The sequence below is a fragment of the Paraburkholderia sp. J12 genome, from assembly GCF_905220215.1.
Lineage (GTDB): Bacteria > Pseudomonadota > Gammaproteobacteria > Burkholderiales > Burkholderiaceae > Paraburkholderia.
On sequence record NZ_CAJMZC010000002.1, the window covers coordinates 509,521 to 528,757 of the forward strand.

General features: G+C 58.4%; 15 protein-coding genes and 2 pseudogenes. 11 read left to right on the plus strand and 6 right to left on the minus strand.

Annotated features, from left to right (window positions below; genetic code table 11):
- Positions 1-7: 7 nt before the first annotated feature.
- Both U5760_RS07295 and U5760_RS07300 read right to left on the minus strand, forming a co-directional pair.
- Positions 8-3,043, minus strand: coding sequence for an ATP-binding protein (locus U5760_RS07295; RefSeq protein ID WP_322010681.1), 3,036 nt, complete (start codon positions 3,041-3,043; stop codon positions 8-10).
- Between the two features lie 216 nt (positions 3,044-3,259).
- Positions 3,260-3,673, minus strand: coding sequence for a hypothetical protein (locus tag U5760_RS07300; RefSeq protein ID WP_322010683.1), 414 nt, complete (start codon positions 3,671-3,673; stop codon positions 3,260-3,262).
- A 692-nt stretch (positions 3,674-4,365) separates the two neighbouring features.
- Between U5760_RS07300 and U5760_RS07305 the strand changes: the two genes are divergently transcribed.
- The 4 genes from U5760_RS07305 to U5760_RS07320 all read left to right on the plus strand — a co-directional run bounded on the left by U5760_RS07305 (position 4,366) and on the right by U5760_RS07320 (position 8,144).
- Positions 4,366-5,829, plus strand: coding sequence for a hypothetical protein (locus tag U5760_RS07305; RefSeq protein WP_322010685.1), 1,464 nt, complete (start codon positions 4,366-4,368; stop codon positions 5,827-5,829).
- A gap of 26 nt (positions 5,830-5,855) precedes the next feature.
- Positions 5,856-7,133, plus strand: coding sequence for a hypothetical protein (locus U5760_RS07310; RefSeq protein ID WP_322010687.1), 1,278 nt, complete (start codon positions 5,856-5,858; stop codon positions 7,131-7,133).
- A gap of 60 nt (positions 7,134-7,193) precedes the next feature.
- Complete coding sequence (locus U5760_RS07315) at positions 7,194-7,526, plus strand: hypothetical protein (protein ID WP_322010689.1); 333 nt, start codon at positions 7,194-7,196, stop codon at positions 7,524-7,526.
- A 210-nt stretch (positions 7,527-7,736) separates the two neighbouring features.
- Entirely contained in the window at positions 7,737-8,144 is a 408-nt protein-coding gene (locus U5760_RS07320) for a hypothetical protein (RefSeq protein WP_322010691.1), read from the plus strand.
- A 356-nt stretch (positions 8,145-8,500) separates the two neighbouring features.
- On the opposite strand, the gene U5760_RS07325 is transcribed toward U5760_RS07320, so the two are convergent.
- A complete protein-coding gene (locus U5760_RS07325) occupies positions 8,501-10,210 on the minus strand; it encodes a hypothetical protein (RefSeq protein WP_322010693.1) in 1,710 nt (569 codons plus the stop codon).
- 160 nt (positions 10,211-10,370) lie between these two features.
- A pseudogene (locus U5760_RS07330) lies at positions 10,371-10,895 on the minus strand (IS3 family transposase); the annotation flags it as partial.
- A gap of 845 nt (positions 10,896-11,740) precedes the next feature.
- Between U5760_RS07330 and U5760_RS07335 the strand changes: the two are divergent.
- The 4 genes from U5760_RS07335 (at position 11,741) to U5760_RS07350 (ending at position 15,614) form a co-directional block, all read left to right on the plus strand.
- Positions 11,741-12,562, plus strand: a complete 822-nt coding sequence (locus tag U5760_RS07335) for an alpha/beta hydrolase (RefSeq protein ID WP_322010694.1) — start codon at positions 11,741-11,743, stop codon at positions 12,560-12,562.
- Between the two features lie 397 nt (positions 12,563-12,959).
- A complete protein-coding gene (locus U5760_RS07340) occupies positions 12,960-13,556 on the plus strand; it encodes a TetR/AcrR family transcriptional regulator (protein WP_322010695.1) in 597 nt (198 codons plus the stop codon).
- A gap of 138 nt (positions 13,557-13,694) precedes the next feature.
- Complete coding sequence (locus tag U5760_RS07345; RefSeq protein WP_322010697.1) at positions 13,695-14,741, plus strand: aldo/keto reductase; 1,047 nt, start codon at positions 13,695-13,697, stop codon at positions 14,739-14,741.
- A 9-nt stretch (positions 14,742-14,750) separates the two neighbouring features.
- The gene (locus tag U5760_RS07350; protein ID WP_322010699.1) at positions 14,751-15,614 is read left to right on the plus strand and encodes an SDR family oxidoreductase; all 864 of its coding nucleotides are present in this window, start codon (positions 14,751-14,753) and stop codon (positions 15,612-15,614) included.
- Between the two features lie 353 nt (positions 15,615-15,967).
- Here the strand turns inward: U5760_RS07350 and U5760_RS07355 are convergent, their stop codons facing one another.
- Entirely contained in the window at positions 15,968-16,252 is a 285-nt protein-coding gene (locus tag U5760_RS07355; RefSeq protein WP_322010701.1) for a hypothetical protein, read from the minus strand.
- Here U5760_RS07355 and U5760_RS07360 point away from each other — a divergent pair.
- From U5760_RS07360 to U5760_RS07370, 3 genes and pseudogenes are all read left to right on the plus strand, one after another.
- Positions 16,251-16,855, plus strand: a pseudogene (locus U5760_RS07360) (IS3 family transposase); the annotation flags it as partial. The gene U5760_RS07355 and the pseudogene U5760_RS07360 sit on opposite strands and share 2 nt — an antisense overlap.
- A gap of 138 nt (positions 16,856-16,993) precedes the next feature.
- Positions 16,994-17,341 (plus strand): DUF1304 domain-containing protein, encoded by a 348-nt coding sequence (locus U5760_RS07365; protein WP_322010702.1) that lies wholly within the window; start codon positions 16,994-16,996, stop codon positions 17,339-17,341.
- Between the two features lie 103 nt (positions 17,342-17,444).
- Positions 17,445-17,723 carry a hypothetical protein gene (locus tag U5760_RS07370; protein WP_322010703.1) on the plus strand — a complete coding sequence of 93 codons (279 nt, stop codon included), beginning with the start codon at positions 17,445-17,447 and terminating at the stop codon, positions 17,721-17,723.
- Between the two features lie 178 nt (positions 17,724-17,901).
- Here U5760_RS07370 and U5760_RS07375 read toward each other — a convergent pair whose 3' ends face one another.
- Entirely contained in the window at positions 17,902-18,870 is a 969-nt protein-coding gene (locus tag U5760_RS07375; RefSeq protein ID WP_322010704.1) for a LysR family transcriptional regulator, read from the minus strand.
- Positions 18,871-19,237: the final 367 nt, after the last annotated feature.

Genomic DNA, 19,237 nt, shown 5'->3' on the forward strand with positions numbered 1-19,237 from the left:
TGATTTCCTACGTGTCTATGCCGGTCGCGATAACGTGCGCCGCAGTCGACACGAGTCGTGTCAGTCGCTGGATAAGTCCATCCGCCGACGCGCCTTGCACCTGTAGCGGTGGCTCGAAGCGCAGGATGAAAGTCACGACAGCGTCGCTATCGCTGGCAGCGCGGAACTGCGGTTCCAGGTAGTCCTTGAGCACGATGGCGTCGTCAATGTCGCCCCCGAACTCAACCCCAGCCGTAGACCCGGTCGAGGTCTCAAAGGACGCCTCCAGTTCTACACGTTTCTGTGCATTTGGCACAGACTTAACCAATGGCATAAGCTTTAAGGCATCACCTTTGTCGAAAGGCTTGATGGTCATCGTCGCGAATGCCTGAATCTTGTTGTGCTGTGCTTTCTCGAATACCTGAGTCAGCGCGGCCTTGAGAACGTCTTCGGCTTCAACGGAGTTAGGCGAAGGCGCTGTCGGTGGCGGCGCAACGTCCCCCGTGTTTCGAGAGCCACCGGTCGATGAGCCGACTCCTGCGCCGCCGGAACTGCTTTCGCTTTCACTGCCCCGCTCTGCCGGTGATGTCGGCTCCGGACGTGGCCAGATGTTGTGGTCGCGGGCGTAGGTGGTGGTATAGAGAAAGGACTGCTCGTCTACCTTGATTTCGGCATGCGGGTCGCCCTTGCCGCGCAGCAATTCTCCGGACTGGTAGACGAAGACATCCTGGTCGATGCCGAGGCGGATGCCTTTGATAAATACGTCATCCCCGACCAGCATCGGCAGCGAGGGGTCCTGCCGGAACTCCGTACGTAAGGCAGCCGTCGTGATTTGACCTTTCTTAAGCGGAGTGCGGTCACGCACGTATACAGGTGAGTCCGGCTGGTCGGCTGGCAAGCGCAACTTGCTCGCGTTCTGAAGTTGTGTCACGACTTGCCGCTGACCATCACCAGGGCGGTCTGACGCGGTCTGAATATCGACTACCGTGTGAGCGAGGTCGCACGATGCGCCATCCAGCCGGTTGCGCGACGGATAGAAAATGTGGCGAAAACACTGTTGAACGGCTACCGCAAGCTCCTGTTTGGAGCGCTCGTGCAATTCCCGCAGCTTGTCGACTTGGTAGTCCGCCAGGTCCTTGAGCTTTTCCGTCTGCCGAAGGGTCTCGAGCGCGATGTTCCGCAGCATCTTGGCCTTCATGTTAGGCGTGCCTGCGGCATCGGCCACCAGGAACATGAGGTTGTTTCGGTTGTGGCGCCAGTCGTTGCCTGCACCCTTGTGCATATAGATTCGCTCAACCAGCGGGTCAACACGCACGGCGTCGCTGTATACCTGAACGGCGTCGTATCCCAGCATGACCAAGTATGGGCGGCCGCTGCCGTCGTCGTCAGCTACGTCGTGGGCACCGGAGGCAAACGGGATGAGATTCAGGTTCGGACCGGAGAACAGGTCACGGATGTAGCTGTTGAGGCGCGTACGCACCTCGTCTCGGTCGGTATTGGTTTCTTCCCGCCGGATGATTTGCGTGAGGTTCGCCTCGGCAAGGAAACGCATCGGTGCGCCTGGGCGGTCATCCAGATACGCCGAGTCCGTCACGAAACGCTTGCGGGCGTCGTCGATGAACGCGATGTCAGTGCCGGGGCCAAGAATGGCGTAGCGCAGTTCTTCCACATTCAGACCGCGGAGGCTCTCATTGAACGCCAGGGTGTGCATGAAAGCGCAGCGCGCAACATACGAGCCGTAAGTAGGAAGCCCTTTGAACGGCCCCGCGTCGAGTTGTTCAGCCAAGGCAGGTGTAGTGTCGACAGCGGCAATTTCGCCCTTGATGGCAGGCACATAAATGTCCTGCTTCAAGCGCGTGATGAGTTCAAGGCGAATGGGTTCGAAGCCCAGGTCAATGTGCTGCGTCTGAATCGCGTAAGCATCGGCGGGCTGTAGCTCCCACAACCGTGCGACAGTTCGGGCCAGAAGGCGCAACATGCCGCGCACACGCTGGAAGTTACCCAGTGTTCCAGTCTTCTGGGTAAGGACTTTGACGAGCTCAGGATGCAGCGGATAGCCCGCCCGGAACTCGTCGATACGCCTATCTTGCGCAGGTGCGGGTGGAAGTTGCTCGCGATTGCTGTCCCAGAGGGCTTTGTACTGCGCGATGACCTGTTCCGCCTTGTCGCGGTCGATATGCGCGAACAAGCGTCGGCAGATGACCTTGACAGTCTCGTCGTCCTCGGTAGGGTCAATGACCGTTGCCTTGCGCGCGGCGACACTTTCCGCCTCTGCAAAGAATGCTGCGATTTCCTGTGTTTCGCGAGCGTAAGCGTCGGTCGCCTTGCCATCTCTCCCGACCGCTAGAGTGAAGATGAGCGCCGCATGGGGCGAACTCTCGACCGCCTTCATCAAAGCTGTGAGGAAGGCAGCAAGCTGTTCGGCCGCACGCTGCACATTGCGCCCTGAAACCTTGCGCAGGTAAGGTGCAATTTCATCGACCAGGATGAGTGCGGGCTCGCTACCGATGAGTTCGCGCAAAGTATCCGCGCCTGGAGCGATGCCTTCACGGTCACTAGCCTCGACTAGGCGATAACCTTCGGGGCCACCCAAGGCATATGCCAACTCGCCCCAAGGCGTGTGGGCGCGAATGTCATCTTCGAGCCGCCGTCCATTTGCCGGGTCAGCGTTCTCACCGTCGAACGCGGCGATGCGAACGGGGGATGAAGGCCGCAAGGCAGCCTCGAGAAACTCGTCTGCGTTGGCGACGCCTTGCAGACCTTGCATGGCATGTGCGAGTGCAATCAGGGTGTGGGTTTTACCACCACCAAATTGCGTGTCCAACCGAAAGATGGCGCCGACCTGTTCCGGGCGGCCAAGCACACGGAGCGCGACCAGTTTGAGGACATTTTTCAGCCCCTTGGTCGGATAGGTATTGGCGAAGAAGAGCGCAGGAATCTTGTATTCATCCGGCGCATCCCCCTTGAGCACTTGCGCGAGGTCGGCGGCAAAATCGCTCTCTCGCAGGGCCCCTTTGAGAACGTCAGCACGCGGCTCACAAATGGCGAACAGATTGTCGGTCATGTGGGTCTGCTTTGTATTGGTTTGGAGAAATGTATCAGAAAAATGTATCACGATACATTTGAAAATGAAGCAAACGTCTTTCGTGCCGCACGGGCGCACACCCTTCCAGCGAAACGCTGGCTTTCCAGCCGCCCGCAACCCTCATATGCGTGAACTGCAATGACAGACCATCGAGAGAAAGGTCGCGTAAAAAGCCCGCTCAAGGCGGGCTTAGGGTCAGGACGTGATGCGGCGCCAAGCTTCATCATGCAGCAGAGTGTAGAAACGTTCCTCTTCGTCAGGGTCGGTCAGCCTGAATATCAAGGCCTGCTCGTCTTTAAAGATTGTGACGACCAGTTGCTGCATATCGACCATGCCGCTCCACCCTGCCAGCCGGAACTGTCCGAGCGCACCATCCGCCCGGCACAACTTGATGAAATGCCGGTCCCACTCTTCATCCACCTGCTCGCCTGGCGGAAGAATCCACCGGCCGTCGACATCCTGTTCGATGTCACGAAGGCCCCGAGGCTCACCGGTCCATGGGTTGAACATCCAGGCAACTCGATGTTGTTCGCGCCAGGCGGCAGCAATGTCCGGCACCGGCCCACGCTCTCCAGACAGCGGGCAGAAAACCATCTTCGTTGTTTGCACCTTGACTCCTGTTTTTCCTAATACAGGAACGACTCCTGCAGATAGGTATAAGCACAAACGAGTCAAATGATTACCGCCACCAGCGGTGATATAGACCGAGCCTCGCTCGAGGCCAGGCTAGCTCATTCCGACGGGATGAAAGATGCTTCGAAGCCCCTTCGAGGTCCCTTCGAAGCATATATATGTAGATGTCATTTATGGCGTCCGTCTGAGTTAGCGACCTATTCTTTGAAGATTATGATGTTTATGTAAATGACGCTCCGCGTCATATGCTGCAACACAAACATGCTCTGCCTGCGGCGCTGGCTACCAGGACAAGAACTGGGGCGCAGAGTCGTGACATCGTAGCCCGTTGGCCGGCAAACGAGGCGGCGCTTGTAAAAAAAGCGGGGTAGCAGCGAGAGATTCAGCTAACCACCCCGAAAGCCAAATACCTGAGGAAATGCAAGCAGAGAGTTGCTTGCATTTGAGTATAGCCAGCGATGGTGCTCATGATTATCCCCATCGTGAAGTTACAATCTGCCTCACGGCAAGAGGCGATAGGTGCCGTCGTCGGCGCCATCGATAGCTGACTGCTGCATTGGCGTGGCAGGACTAGGGCCTCATCGAGTGATGATGCAGAAGAGGCCGCTAGGTTCAGACTGCGTCTCGGACCGTACAATATCTGCCTTTAATAGTCATACGGAAAACCGATGTCAGACGCGCCATCAAGCAACGCCCAAAGTGCAGCGCTGCTCGCCACGTTCGCCGGTGACGTTTCACCAGAGCAGCGGCGCGATGCCCTGACTGGCCTGATTGCCGTTAAGTTTCTGCCGAAGGAGGCCGAGCATCCGGCTGTCATCGCGGGGCGGGACAGGCTGCTTCACGATGCCTGCCATCATCCGGACGACCGGCTCCGTCTCGTTGCAATTGCCGAGTCGATTCGGCTTGCGCAGGTCATCAAGCGGTGGTTGCCCACCATCACAAAAGCGCTCGAACCGGCATTTATCGACGAGTTGCCCGCGCTTTCGCTCCTGCAGGAGGCAGATGACAGGCTCAACGTCGCCCGCGCCTGCGCATTGTTTGAGCGAGCGTGGTTGCCCGACTATCTGGCTTGCTCCGTCGCCGACGAGGAGCAGGGCGAAAAGGCTCGCACGGAACTCATTGGCGCATTGCTGCCCCGTTCACACACGCTGACAGACGCGCTCACTGGCTTGGCACAAGCGTTCATTCGTGTGAAGCCCTCGACCGAGTCTCCGGGCGACTCTTTAGCAAAAAGGCTGACCCGAACCCTCTCTAGCCTTCGTGCGGTACTGGTCGAATCTGACTTGGAAGCGGGAGTAGACCCTGGACCAGCTCTTATGTCGCTGGTTTCTGGACCATTGAATGCGACCGGAAAACCGCAGGATGACAAGGCGAAGACAGAACTAACCCGTGAGGTGTTGCTGACGGTCCATGACATTGTGAGAACCCGCCTTTCTGTTGTAGCGGAGCCGACGATGTATCAGGTTGTCAGCTACTGCCGACGGTTTTTCGATGGAAGCGGCTGGCCAGACGCCTTGGCCAAGCCGCTTGAGCGCCTAGTGACAGATGTCACTGAAGCGCTTCTGCTGCTCGGGCGGCAGGGAAAACGGAATCAGCCGTTGCGCGAACAACTCGACGTGTTGTGCAAGTATCCAGAGCGAGCCCGGGCCATCGCCAAGAACTTGGCGGCGCGGCATCCAGAACTCGATGAAGAAGTGCGTGCCTGGCTGGAGACTGGTCGCGCTCGGCCCGAGCGCGACTTGCGCACTGCTGCTGTTGAGGTCGAGGCTAGCAGTGCGGATGCCGCCATTGGGCTTGCGCTTGAGGCGGCAAGGCTGGCTCGTCATGCCGGTGAAGGGATGCGTGAGCGACTACTTTCCGGCCTGGAGATTTTCGAACCCTCGCTCGTGTCCCCCACACAGGGCCTGCTCGAACGTGTCAAACAGGCTGCCGTGCAGGTGGAACAGGTTGCCTCGCTGCGCAATGTTCAGTTGTTCGGTACGCCTGGAGAGGAGATGGAGGTTTCGCCTAAGTTCTTTGATGTGGTTAGCGACAGTCCACGGGCACGCATGGTGGTCCGGCAGCCGGCGGTTGTCAGGGTTCGCGGAGATGGTGCGGTCGGGGATGTGCTGCTCAGGGGCATCGTCGAGTAAGCAGTTGTTTTGACAAAGGGGACCAGATGGACAAGAAGATTGCTGGCTATCTGCTGGCGAGTTTGCTGGACCGTGCGAAGAACCAGCAAGTCGGAACCATATCCGGCCCGGAACGTGACGCGCTGGCTCTTGCTGTCCACTACCTTACCGGGGAGGTGACAATAAACGAGGAGGCACCTGCCGCCGAGAGACCTGCTGCTCCACTCGAGCATCCCGCCCCACCCGCACCCACGGTGGAGCTGGTGCTCGACTCCCTGAAGCAAGATATGTCCAGCGAGCGCGACGTCTTGCTGTGCCTAGATTTCGGCACCGCGATGTCCAAGGCCTTCGCAACTTCCGGCAGGGGTGACCATCTGGACCTTGAACTGGGAATGGCCGCGGGAAGGGAGGGCTATACGCTGCCCTCGTCGGTCTTCATTGACGATGACGGTCAAACGTATTTCGGTTTCGAAGCTATCGACAAGAGCGTCAACGCACAGGAGACTGGGCGTGAGCGGCTTGATTCAATCAAGAGTTGGCTAAGCCTTCGGGACGACGGCAATCTGGACGCCGAGTTGTTGCACAAGACGTATAACCCGACGGACGTCAGGTTGACGGAAGGCGATTTGCTGCGAGCCTATCTAGCCTTTCTGACCGACATGACGGGTATTTGCCTCGTCGCACGAGACGCCGAAGGGAAGCCCGCGGCCCGCTATGCTCGGCGGCGGTTTGCGCGCCCCTGTGGCAAGGACCAGCAGCAGGCGCAATGGGTTGATAGCCTGATGAAGGGTCTACTCGCCGAGGCCCAAGTGCTTGCCGATACCTTTTCAGGACAATGGGGCGGCGGCATTCCCGTTGCGCGCTTGAAGGCGACAATTGATGAGTTGAAGCGTCTCGGTGAACGCCCAGACCATTTGGTAGCTGAGGGCGTACCCGAACCTGTTGCCGTTGCAGCGACGCCGATTGAGGTAAGTGAGAATCGGATTGACGCCTACATGGTGGTGGATGCCGGTGCAGGCACAACTGACTTTGGCCTGTTCTTCGCGCTCCGCAATCAGAGCGTCAATGAACCAAAGGTATTTCAGGTCGCAGCATCGGTGCGCGGGCTCAATTATGCGGGCGACAAGATTGACCAGTTGCTTCAGAAATTCATCATGGACCGAGGCTCGATTGACTCGACCACACTGCAGGGAAGAATCGTCGCGCTCGACCTGCGCCGCCGTATTCGCGTGCTCAAGGAAGTGTTATTCAGGACCGGAAAACTCGAATACCGACTCTCCGACAGCACATCCGGGACCATCACGCAGGAAGAATTTTGCAGTTGAACGGCCGTTTGTAACTTTGCCGAGCATCTGGAGCGGGGCTTTCGCGAGGCACTCGATGCGGTGGACGACACCTACCTCAATTACCTCGCCATGGACCCTGTGCGCCTACAGGTCATTCTAACTGGTGGCAGCTCCAGTTTGCCAATGCTGGCCGCGCTCGGACGTGGTTATGTCGAAGTCCGCGGGCGCAAGATTCAACGGATGACGGTGGACGCGACGCCGGAGTGGATTACACGAGATGCGGAGGAAATGCGTCCACTCTATCCCCAACTGGCGGTCGCGATTGGCGGAGCCGCAGAAGAATTGCCCTCGACCGAAGATGCGCCTGAACAGTGGATTCGTGCGACCCGTCCGTCAGTCGTTGCCGGGCGGATTCAGATTACGGGAACGTGAGCGCCAGTTAGCAACGTGCAGTAGCGGCGGCGACAATCTACGAAGTCGGAGGACACCGGTCAACCATATGACTCTTCTCTAACGTCGGAGAGCTCACCTACCCTACGCATTTTCGCCGCTGTTTTTGCGCATAGCCTAGGCGCGCATTCCGACCTCTCAGGCGATGCGCTCAATACACTTACGGATTAGCCACACAACAGCTTACAAACCATGAGCGAGCAGACCACCACGACTACGCTGCGACTCGTATCGAGCAATGCTGACGCGAGCACCGCTGCACAAGACCGCCAGGCGCTGTACAGCTTCCTGAAGACGAAGATGCCCTGCGGGAACACTATCGAGACTGTGTGTGACCACGATTTCTGCGTGCGCGCCGGTATGCAGACGTACCGGGAGATGCTCGCTCACAAAGACTATCTGAGTGCGCACGGCCTGAGCAGCCGGCTAGACGACGGCGAGTCTGTCGTCACGATTGAGAATGCTGACGTGTTTACGCGAGCTTTTCCGCACCTGGCGCACGTCGTTCCAGTCATGAAGCGCTGCGGCGGCGTGATTGTCGGAACCGGCGGCGCGGCGGCAGGCTCGACGCATACCGCGCAGCTCAGCTTGGTCAAATGAGCCGTGCACATTCATGTGCAATGGCATTGCACATGACCCAAAAATCCACTACCATGTGCAAGCCGTGTGCAATTTTTAGCAGCATAACATCTTGATTTTATTAATTTTTTGGTGAGCGAAAAATAAAACTACGGACTCTTAATCCGTAGGTCGAGTGTTCGAGTCACTCACGCCCCACCAACGAATTTAGCTGTAGGAAATCAAGCACTTGCGAGCGATCGCGGTGCTTTTTTTTCGTCTATAGCCCACATGTGCAGGCGTCAAAAACTGGCCTTTGCCGGAAATCTGCCGGAACGGAAGAATCCAGACCAAGCGATCTCAATCTTTCGCATGGAGTCTGGTATGGCATACATCAGTCATGCGCGGGGAATATTGGCGCGCAGAGATCCGTCGGCGTGGATACAAGCCGGTTTACCGCACTTTCGACACGAAGCAGCAGGCCCAGAAGTGGGCTCGCCGCGTCGAAGGCGAGATGGATTCCGGTTCATTCGTAGATCGCTCAGAAGCTGAGCGCACGACCTTGGCCGAAGCGCTAAAACGCTACCGCAAAGAGATTGTCCCCGAAAAGCGGCATCCCTATCAGGAGGAGCGTCGGATCGACAGGTGGTCGCCCTTTCCTTCGCGTCCATGGTCCCCTCCAGCGCCTTCGCCGTGTCGCGCAATTGTGCAACCAACGATACAAGGCCTTCGACCGGGCTGTTGACCATGGCGGGTACTTGGTCCCACATGCTGCCACTGCCAGGGGTTGCGGCGGCTCGCGTTGCCTCGCGGCGAGCGCGCACCGTGACCTGTACAGCAGCACATCCTTCGATTAGCTCCTGCTGCGACTCCAGATCGTGCTTGAGTGCTTCGTCTAGGGCGAGGTCAAGCGGGGCATCAGCGATGACTCTGAATGCATCTACCGCCTCCTTCCGCGCCTTCGTCGCTGCGGCGGTGGCCTCGCCTTGGATAAACTCGTCAAATGCCAGCAGCCGCGCAGCTCCGTCGGTGCCAAGCGCGTTCTGGCACAACGGGCAACTGGAGTCCGCACTCAGCTTAGGGAACGCTTTGACCGGCCCTGAGGTGGCGCAAAACGCGCGCGCGGCTCCGAACAACTCGCCCCATGCCTGATTGCAAGTGCCTTCGAGGCCACCCGCAGCCTCGAATCGTTTGGCAGCCGCTGCTGCTGCGGCCTTTGCAACTTCGGACCTCTGGATCAGAGTGCGAAGATCAGTAATCTTCTGGTCCGACGCAACGATCAACGCCTCGGCGGTTTTTCGTGCAAGGCCATCAATGCGAAGTGCTTTAGCGCGAAGCTCCGCAGCCTTTTTCTTTGGATCTGCTTCGCCGAGCATCTTGGTGAGCAAATCGAGTCTTTGCGTTTCGGCCTCCGAGAGCGTTCCTAAGCGCTCCACATCCGCCTTTTGCGTCTTGGCAGACAGACCCAGTGCCAAGCGACCGGCCTCGGTAGCGCTCCGAGAGAGGTTACTGAAGACATCCGTCTTGGGCTGGCTCGCACGCATGTCAGCATTCGCCCGTTCCTTTAGATGCGCGCAAACCTTTGCGAGGCCTTCAAGGATGTCCAGACCATAAGGTGCGTAGGCAAAATCGCCGTGATTGTCGACATATGCACGAGCACAGTGCGAATCAAAGATAGCAATAGTCGAGAGTTCTGCGGGCGCAGCCGTACCCTCCTCCCATGAGAACTCAGCGGCAACACCGTCAACAGTCACATTGAATGTCGCCGATGGCGTCTCGTGAAGGATCGAATTTACATAGACGTTGCCACGAATTTTTTCCGACTGGTCCCTAGCTCGACAGGCCTGCTTTAAAACCCGTGAGTAGCCCGACTTGCCCACGCCGTTGTCGCCATAAATCACGGTAAGTCCATCTGGAGAGAACGAGAGAGTCTTCCCTTCAGCCAACGCGTTGACGCCCTTAAGGTCTTTGATCGAGTGTAGTTGGACCCTTGACGCGCTGATCTGGGCGACCGCGACCTGCTCGGCAGTCAACGACCGATGTTCACGATTCTTGGCATCTGGGATGCCGTGTGCTGCCTTGAGCAAGACATAGACGCTCCCATTCATGGGCTGAGAGTTCCGCCCGCTCGTACAAGATCGCGATTGCGTGCTGTTGCCATGCCGGCAACCCTTCCGACCACCGTTGAATCTCGTTAAGGATTGTCATTTGTACGCGCACTCTGCAAGTAGATTCTCGCGGCGGGTCAAAGTGGCGTCCCGGTTTGCAAGATGGGGATCCCTTGTTGCATTTCATGGATGCAGGGGCCTCCCGGCTGAGTAACTGGTTCTTCCAGTTGTACAGGGTCCCCCTGTCGACGTCCAGCTTTCGCGCCACCGCCTGTGCGCTTCCCTGCCGTGTGCACAGTTCGTACACCGCGGTCTGCCTGGTGGCTAATGACGCGATCGGTCGCCCTCGTTTGCCAACCACGTATTTCCTGGTTTCCGGATAGCGCTCGCGAACCCACGCCGTCAGTATCTGGCGACAGGGGTAGCCTAATGCCCGGAGGGTGAAGCTAAAGCACCGCCCGTGATTGACGTAATGCTCGAGTGCCAGGTTCTTCTGTTCCCCTGAGTACTTCGACTTAGCGCGAACATACTCTTTCTGCAGATCGCCGCTCTTCTCGAATTCCTCACACCAAGCCCTAAGAGAATTCTTCGTCGGGTAACCCAACTGGCGGATTGTCGCCTTGATGCGCTTGCCAAGCTTCAGGTACAGCTCGACCGCCCGAACGCGGTCTTCGTACGAATACATGAACTACCTCCAAAGTAGTCCAGGATTTTGTCCGCATCCCCAGCGGGTTAAGACTGCGTGAAAATCAACACCCAGCCATCAAGCAGGTAACCGTGCGAGGAGCAGAGCCAGCGGATGCATACGGTTCCCACTTCCCAGCGCGCGACTCGTTGAAACGTCCTACCTCTGTCAAGTGCCGTGGCCGCATCTTCCTACACGGCGGGACAACCAACAGCGCGCGACCATGACGCATACGAAGTACAAAACTGTTCGTTGCAGATAGATTTCGACTGCAATATAATCGACGCGAGCTATCTGAGGAAAATCTCATGAGGGCAAGTTGCGCTCAGGCGGAGGAAAATCGGCGCACGATCATCGAGACAACCCTCATCTGCCAGGACCTGCCTCCGTCTCACCGGGACCGTATTGGCGATGGTTGTGTTTTTCCCCTCGCTCGACACCAGCGCTGCCCGGATAGCCCGGCGATGACCCTGACCTCTGAAAGGACATCAGAGCATATATCGAGATCCATGAGCGGGCCATGTGCGCCTCCCCTCTCATGACGCACGGACCGATTCCACTATCACGCGCTCGACGATAGTGGTGACGCTTCCGCTATTCCGCGGCGTCGAAGACGAAAACCGTTGCGCCGGGATAAAGCTGGACACCCAAAGCGGCACAGGACCCGTGTTTCATTTCGCGTAACGCCCGACCGCCCCTCCTTCTGCAGCTGCTGCGGATGCGGGCCGATCGGAAAGTAATGGAATGCCTGGAAGCCAGAAATGCCGGTGCCGGCAAGGCATCCGGTTTTCCCGCCAGGCCATCTGGACGGCCCGGCCTACCTCTGCACGTCATAGGAGAAACAAATGCCTTTTGTGACAACGAAAGATCACGCCGAAATCTTTTACAAAGACTGGGGTCAAGGTCAGCCCATCGTATTCCACCACGGCTGGCCGCTCAGTTCGGATGACTGGGATACCCAGATGCTGTTTTTTCTCCAGCATGGCTATCGCGTCATCGCCCATGACCGGAGAGGCCACGGGCGATCGACCCAGACGTCCGGCGGTCACGACATGGATACGTACGCCGCAGACGTAGCGGCCGTCGTCGAGCACCTTGACCTGCGAGACGCGATCCATATCGGCCACTCGACCGGCGGCGGCGAAGTGGCACGCTATGTGGCCCGTTACGGCAAAGGCCGGGTAGCCAAGGCGGTACTCGTGAGTGCCGTCCCGCCAATCATGGTCAAAAGCGACAGCAATCCCGACGGTACGCCGATCGATGTTTTCGACGGGCTTCGAGCGCAACTCGCAGCTAACCGGGCACAATTCTTCCGCGAGGTACCCCTCCCCTTTTACGGCTTCAACCGCCCGGGTGTAAAGGTTCTCGACGGCGTCGTCGACAACTGGTGGCGCCAAGGCATGATGGGCGCAGCCAACGCACATTACGAGTGCATCAAGGCATTCTCGGAAACAGACCAGACCGCGGACCTGAAAGCAATCGATGTCCCTACCCTCGTCATGCAGGGCGACGACGATCAGATCGTGCCGTATGAGGACGCCGTGCTGCTCCAGGCAAAACTAATCAAGAACTCAACACTCAAGGTCTATCCGGGCTATCCGCATGGCATGCTGACTGTCCACGCGGATGTGATTAATGCCGACCTGCTTTCCTTTATCAGAAGCTGACCGCGCGTCTGCCGGCGTGATCTTGTCGATCACGCCGGCTCTACTGCCTTGGCGGAGCGTTACTGAAACGCTTGTCCAGGATGGCATGACGCAGATGAATTCCCTCGACCCACCCCACGCACGTCGCGAAAATCCTCTGCAAAGAACATAGCCAAGGCTACGGGCCGCGTGCTTCCTGAATGGTCAAGCTCACTTCCCGGCTTTCATCCCTACCCGCCGGTAGGCGAGCAAACGTAGCCCCACTCCCGCCTCCTGGAATTTAAATGTCACCCTCGCTCATCGCGATTGCTTGCGGCGTGCGGTACCCGAACGGCAGTAAATGGCGACGTCAGAAGGCCCATTGCAAATAGATTGCGGTCACAATATAATAAATCCAGCCAAACCAGTTGGAAAAGCTATGAGAGTCAGTCGCGCGCAAGCAGAAGAGAATCGACGCAAGGTCATCGAAGCCGCCGGCAGGCTGTTTCGCGAGCACGGTTTCGACGGTATCGGCCTAAACGATCTGATGGGCGCGGCAGGCCTCACCCAGGGCGGGTTTTATAAGCAGTTCAGGTCGAAAGACGACCTTGCGGTTGAAGCCTGCAACCGTGTGCTGACAGATAGTGCAGAAGGATTGTCGGATATGGTGGACAACGGTGGCGATGATCCATTAGCCACCGTCATCACGCGATACCTGTCGCGCCCGCACCGCGACCAGATCGGTACCGGCTGCATTTTCCCCTCCCTTGGCGCCGACGCTGCGCGGCGCAACCCGGACCTGATCCGAAGCTTCGAAGCGGGTATCAGGTCGTATATAGCAGTACTCGATCGTGCCGGGCAAGCGTCGCCCACCCGCAGACCGCAAACCGAGTCCGTCGTTATGCTTTCGACGATGGTCGGTGCCCTTCTGCTGTCCCGCCTCGTTGAAGACGAAGTCCTTTCCGGTCGAATACTCGATGCAGCCGTCAACAGTCTGCTTGGCTGCGACAGCGGTGCTGATGCTGAAGCCCCTTAGAAATCCACGCTGACGACAGATCTGCGTCGCACATGCAGCGGGAGGGGGCGGCCCTCGCCCGGTGGTACGCCGCGGTCCGACTCCGCAGCATCTTCGAACCTTAAAGAGGTTTTATCTATTCATTAAGGAGTACGATTCATGCGTTACAAGCTTTTTGGAAAGCATACCGGTCTGCGTGTTTCCGAGCTGGTGCTGGGCGCGGGAAATTTCGGCACGCGCTGGGGACATGGCGCCACACCCGATGAAGCCCGTCGTATCTTCGACGCCTACGCTGATGCGGGCGGCAACTTCATCGACACCGCCAATGGTTATCAGTTTGGAGAGTCCGAGGAGATACTCGGCGATTTGCTGGGCGGCCGGCGCGATGACTTTGTGCTCGCCACCAAGTTCTCGATGCGCACGGACAACAGTTCCGGCATTCTCGTGACTGGCAACAGCCGCAAGGCGATGGTCGCGTCAGTCGAGGCGAGCCTGAAGCGCCTCAGGACTGACCGGATCGACCTGTACTGGGCTCATGTCTCCGATGGAGTCACACCCGTCGAAGAAATCGTGCGTGGCTTCGACGACTTGGTGCGGGCCGGAAAAATTCTGTACGCAGGCCTGTCCGACTTTCCGGCATGGCGCGTGGCCCGGGCTGCGACGATCGCCGAACTGCGCGGTGCTGCACCTATCGCGGGTCTTCAGGTTGAACATAGCCTCGTCGCGCGCAGTACCGAGCAGGAGCTTCTTCCGGCCGGCCAGGCGCTCGGCCTCGGTGTCGTCGCGTGGTCGCCGCTTGGTGGTGGCATGCTGACCGGCAAGTATCGCCAGGGTGAGAAAGGCCGCGCGGAGGGGTTCGGTGGAAAGGTGTTTCAGGCCGAAAATTCCCCCCAACGTACAGCCATCCTCGATGCACTGATCGCGGTGGCACGGGACGTCGGTGTCACACCGGGCGAAATCGCCATTGCCTGGGTGGCGGCGAAGGGTGCGCTCCCGATCATCGGGCCGCGCACGCTGGCCCAGCTTGAAAACAATCTGGCCGCAGCAAACGTGACACTGTCACCCCAGCAGATCGGGCATCTGGACGAAGTGAGCACAATTCCGTCGGGCTTCCCCCACACGATGATCAACGACCCCGAAACCCGCCAGATGTACACCGGCGGGAAGGCCGATCAGTTCGACACACCTTCCGAAACCGTCGCATAAGGACTCGCCATGACCAGGATTCTCGTTACGGGAGCAAGCGGCGCGCTGGGTAGCCAGGTCGTCGAATTCCTCCTCCATCGTCTTCCCGCTGACAATATCGTTGCGCTCGCTCGCGATCCGGCCAGACTGAAGTCGTTTGCGGGGAGAGGCGTCGAAGTCAGGAGCGGGGACTATTTCGACCCGATTTCGCTCGAGCGCGCCTTCGCGGGAGTGGAGAAATTGCTTTTGGTATCTGCGCCAGCGTTCGGCGATGCATTCAGGCAGCATGCGAACGTCGTCGACGCGGCAAAACGGGCCGGCGTGCGACATCTCCACTATGTCTCGCTCCAGCAAGCCAAAGGCAGCAACGTCGAAATTCCTCCAGTGACGCAATGGGAACGGGACACGGAAGCGCTGCTGCAAGCCTCGGATCTTGACGTCACGATTTTGCGAAACACGATGTATTTCGACACGCTACCGTTCGGCAAGAACGTGACTGCTTCGGGCATCCGCGTGCCTGCGGGCGATACTCCTGCTGCTTTTGCCAGCCGGCGCGATCTTGCGGAAGGTGCTGCTGTGGTGCTGTCCGGCGACGCTCATGCAGGCAAGCTGTATACGCTTGGCGGCAGCGAGGCGGTCGGAATGGCGGACATCGCAGAGGCGATGTCCGTCTCCAGCGGGCAACCGGTCGACTACCGTGCAGTCTCCGTTGCCGAGTTCGTCGAAGCACGCATCAAGGAAGGATTCCCGGAGGCGGTGGCGCACTTTTTCGCGGCATGGTTCAAGGCGATCGCGGCGGGTGAGTTCTCCGAGGTCACGCGTGACCTCGAACGTCTCATCGGACGACCGCCTCAGACAGCACGGGATTTTTACCGTGGCCCTGACCGCAACTGACATGTAATCCGCCTTCAGGCCAGCCTGCCGGTTGCTTTACGTCGAAACCTGCCCCGGGCCCTCCGTCGCGACACGCATGCCGTAACCGCCAGCGTCTGGCGGGTCGACGATGCAGTCATCAACCGCCATGTTTGCCCGAGCTGCGACGGACCGTGCGTCGGCACCGGCCAGCGCGGCTCGGGACCCTGCGCAAGCTGGCAGCCGAAAACCGCAACGCCATGACCGGCCAGAGAGCTGGCTGCCGCTAACTCTCCCCCGTGGGCAGGCGTCAGGGCAACCGCCGGGTTGCCATGGTGAACGGCACAGCCGTACTTGCCGCCATCCACGCGTCCTCGTCGACATTGATAGAAGATTTACACTAAGCTTGCGATAACGTCGCCAGCCTGCACCGCAATCTCGTTGCGGTATTGCTCACCAATCTCCGATTCGGGAACCTCCGATTGACAGCAGGGACACTTGACGCGAAGCACCTTCCGCTCGGCATGGATCTTTGACATCATCGTCTTCAACGTTCCATCCTTGACATCGAAGTCCGGACCCTTCGTCAGACCGGCAAGCACCGCATAATTGGCTCCTGCGCTCAGCTTTGCCTCGAGCAAATCGAACATCTCGCGGACATAATCGAGATTCGTCAGCAATCGGGTGGCCCGATTGATGAAACTGGCAGGACTGCAAGCTCGTCAACGACGACGGCGAACGCCGGGGAGCACCTGTACATCAGCAGCGCATGGCATCGCGCCGAACCATCCACAACGCCAGTTTGAAGCCGATGCGCCAAACCAGAAGTGGGTTGCAGACGTCACCTATATCTGGGCGGCCGAAGGCTGGTTGCTCGTCGCGGCGGTCATGGACCTGTTCTCGCGTCGTATCGTTGGCTGGTCGACGAGCGATACGATGCAGGCCAGGATGGTTGCAGACGCTTTGCTGATGGCCCTCTGGCATCGCGGCCGACCTGCCGAATTGATACACCACAGCGACCAGGGCAGTCAGTACACCAGCGATGACTTCCAGTCCTCGCTCAAGCAAGAAGGCATACCCGCAGCACGAGCCGCCGAGGCGATTTGGAGAGCTTCTTTAGTACCCCGAAAACGGAGCGGCTCAGCCGAAACGTCTATCGCTCCCGGAATGCGGCTCGGGCAGATGTGTTCGATTACACCAAGCGCTTCTACAATCCGTATCGGCGGCATTCAACACTGAACTTCCTTAGCCCGGTTCAGTTCGAGCAGCGCATTACAGGCTAGTGAACCCGTCCGGGAAACCAATGGAAGGCCACCTGTCGGCGGACCGGCGCATAGGAAAACGCAATTGCCGCCGATGGATTGCCGCCACACGTGCAAAACGACTATGCTTGAGCGACCCAACAGAACCGAACCCACCCTATGCTATCCAACATCGTAATCGGCCTCGTCGCCGCAATACACCTTTATATCGTCGTATTGGAAATGGTCCTGTGGGACAAGCCCACTGGCCGGCGAGCCTTCGGCACCACGGCCGATTTCGCGCAGCAGACCAAGGTTCTGGCGGCTAACCAAGGGCTCTACAACGGCTTTCTCGTGGCGGGCCTGATCGCCGGTCTGATCCTGCATTCGCCCGCGTTCAAGATTTTCTTTCTTGTGTGCGTGCTGATTGCGGGTCTCTTCGGCGCATTAACCGTGAGCCGCAAGATTCTCTACATTCAGGCGCTGCCTGCGGCGGTCGGCCTGTTGTTGATGGCAGCAGGTATCTGACTGCGCCGCGCCACGGCCTGTTCACGCCGATGACGTGCTTGCGGCGATCGAAAACGCTCGCGCTCGATGCCTGGGCCACATAAGAAAACACTACAGGCGAGACATGGGCCTACCAGAACAAGAGGTCGATAAATATCAGGCCATCGGCCAGCACGAAGCCGGCCATTTTTTTGTAGCAAAAGCGATGGGCTTCCGCGTCGAAAAGATTACGCTGAAGTTCACCGGAAGCGGAGTCGAGATAGGCCCGCCTCACGAAGGGGCGACGAACATTCATCTATATCGGAATCTGCCCGATATTGATCAGGTTTCGAAATACTTGAGGGATCGAGTTTTAGTCCTCTATGCGGGCGCTTGCACAGGCTCTCAAGGGTCAAGCTATTGATGAGGAAGTCAACGAAACACCGAGCAAGCCTGCGGAGAAAAGCTGCGTCTCGCAGAAAGGCACCGTGGGCGAAACCCTATTGTCGGAGCCAGTTGCTTCGTCGCATAAGGGCGCCGCGATCGACCCCATTGCTATTCTCGCCACGAGAAGAATTGAAAGCATGCGAATCGCTATTCGATTATGAATTCGATCGCTTCGTCTCGTCGACAGCGCGGCCGGAAATGGCCTTGCGTTGAGGCGGCTGCCTGTCCCATGGCGGTTCGTCGCCGAATGCGCTCACCAGATAATCGAGGAAGCGGCGCACCTTGAGCGGCTGATGCCGGGTGCCGGGATATACGGCCTGGATCGCGATCTCCGAGGCATGGTATTCGGGAAGTAATTCGACCAGCTTTCCGCACGCGATCTGCTCTCCAAAGACGAAAGTAGGCCCATAGGCAACGCCGGCGCCAGCGAGTGCGGCTGCAAGCAACATCTGGGTATTGTTGGCCGCCATGCGGCTTGGGCCGTTGATCACGTACTCGCGATTCTTGGCGTCGACGAGTGTCCAGTCGCCCCTGGAAACCGCCTCGCTGAACGTGAGCCGCGGCGCCTGGCGAAGATCGTCCGGGGTGCGCGGGGTGCCGTGGCGCTTGAGGTAGTCAGGAGAGGCGCAGATCACCATCCGGCACGGCGCGAGCTGACGGGCGATCAAGCCGGAATCGGGCAGGCGCCCGATTCGCACTGCCAGGTCGACACCGGCCTCGAGCAGATCGACATAGCGGTCGCCAAGCGACATCTCGATGTTCACGTGCGGATGCGCTTCGAGATACTCGGCGATGATGCCGCCAAGATGCATCGACCCAAACGTCACAGGGGCGGCGATGCGCAACACGCCATGCGCGGTCCGACTGGCATCGGTGGCCTCGCGATTGGCCTCGTCATAGGCTTCGAGAATCCGTTTGCACCGCTCGTAATAGGTCGAGCCGATATCGGTGAGCGTAAGGCGCCGCGTGGTGCGTTGAAGCAGTCTCGCATTCAGTTCCGTCTCGATCGCGCTCACATACTTGCCTGCCATCGCAGCGGACAGGCCAAAACGCCGCGCAGCCGCGGCGAAGCTGCCTTCGTCCACCGCTGCGATAAATATTCGAATACTGGTTAGCCTGTCCATTTAATCGTCGATTCGATAGTCTGATTATCGGATGGGTAGATGCGTGCCTAATTCTCAACCGGATAAAGCAATATTGCTGGCAGCTTTAATCTCTGTTACAAATTATTCCGTTGACTGCGCAACGAGCTCGAAGATATTCTTACGCCGTGTTACACGTTTTGTACAGAGGATAAGTAAAAACTGCGTGCAACCGGAGAAAAAATAGCGGGTGAGGTAATTTTTTCGTGCTGAAGTCCAGCAAATAAATAGCTGAACAGGCCGTGAGCCTTGCTGGTGGCTGTTTTGCAGCCCCGTTGAAAATCTGGCTTCCATTTCGCCTTGTATATCCTGGCGCGGGATAGCTTTGTCTTTTTATTTTAATTCGTTG

What these genes read in the sequence shown, in the direction of transcription:
- U5760_RS07350 (WP_322010699.1), top strand. Translation starts at nt 14,751, where the DNA reads ATGACCAGGATTCTCGTTACGGGAGCAAGCGGCGCGCTGGGTAGCCAG.
- U5760_RS07340 (WP_322010695.1), top strand. Translation starts at nt 12,960, where the DNA reads ATGAGAGTCAGTCGCGCGCAAGCAGAAGAGAATCGACGCAAGGTCATC.
- U5760_RS07370 (WP_322010703.1), top strand. Translation starts at nt 17,445, where the DNA reads ATGGGCCTACCAGAACAAGAGGTCGATAAATATCAGGCCATCGGCCAG.
- U5760_RS07345 (WP_322010697.1), top strand. Translation starts at nt 13,695, where the DNA reads ATGCGTTACAAGCTTTTTGGAAAGCATACCGGTCTGCGTGTTTCCGAG.
- U5760_RS07305 (WP_322010685.1), top strand. Translation starts at nt 4,366, where the DNA reads ATGTCAGACGCGCCATCAAGCAACGCCCAAAGTGCAGCGCTGCTCGCC.
- U5760_RS07295 (WP_322010681.1), bottom strand. Translation starts at nt 3,043, where the DNA reads ATGACCGACAATCTGTTCGCCATTTGTGAGCCGCGTGCTGACGTTCTC.
- U5760_RS07325 (WP_322010693.1), bottom strand. Translation starts at nt 10,210, where the DNA reads ATGAATGGGAGCGTCTATGTCTTGCTCAAGGCAGCACACGGCATCCCA.
- U5760_RS07335 (WP_322010694.1), top strand. Translation starts at nt 11,741, where the DNA reads ATGCCTTTTGTGACAACGAAAGATCACGCCGAAATCTTTTACAAAGAC.
- U5760_RS07365 (WP_322010702.1), top strand. Translation starts at nt 16,994, where the DNA reads ATGCTATCCAACATCGTAATCGGCCTCGTCGCCGCAATACACCTTTAT.
- U5760_RS07320 (WP_322010691.1), top strand. Translation starts at nt 7,737, where the DNA reads ATGAGCGAGCAGACCACCACGACTACGCTGCGACTCGTATCGAGCAAT.
- U5760_RS07375 (WP_322010704.1), bottom strand. Translation starts at nt 18,870, where the DNA reads ATGGACAGGCTAACCAGTATTCGAATATTTATCGCAGCGGTGGACGAA.
- U5760_RS07310 (WP_322010687.1), top strand. Translation starts at nt 5,856, where the DNA reads ATGGACAAGAAGATTGCTGGCTATCTGCTGGCGAGTTTGCTGGACCGT.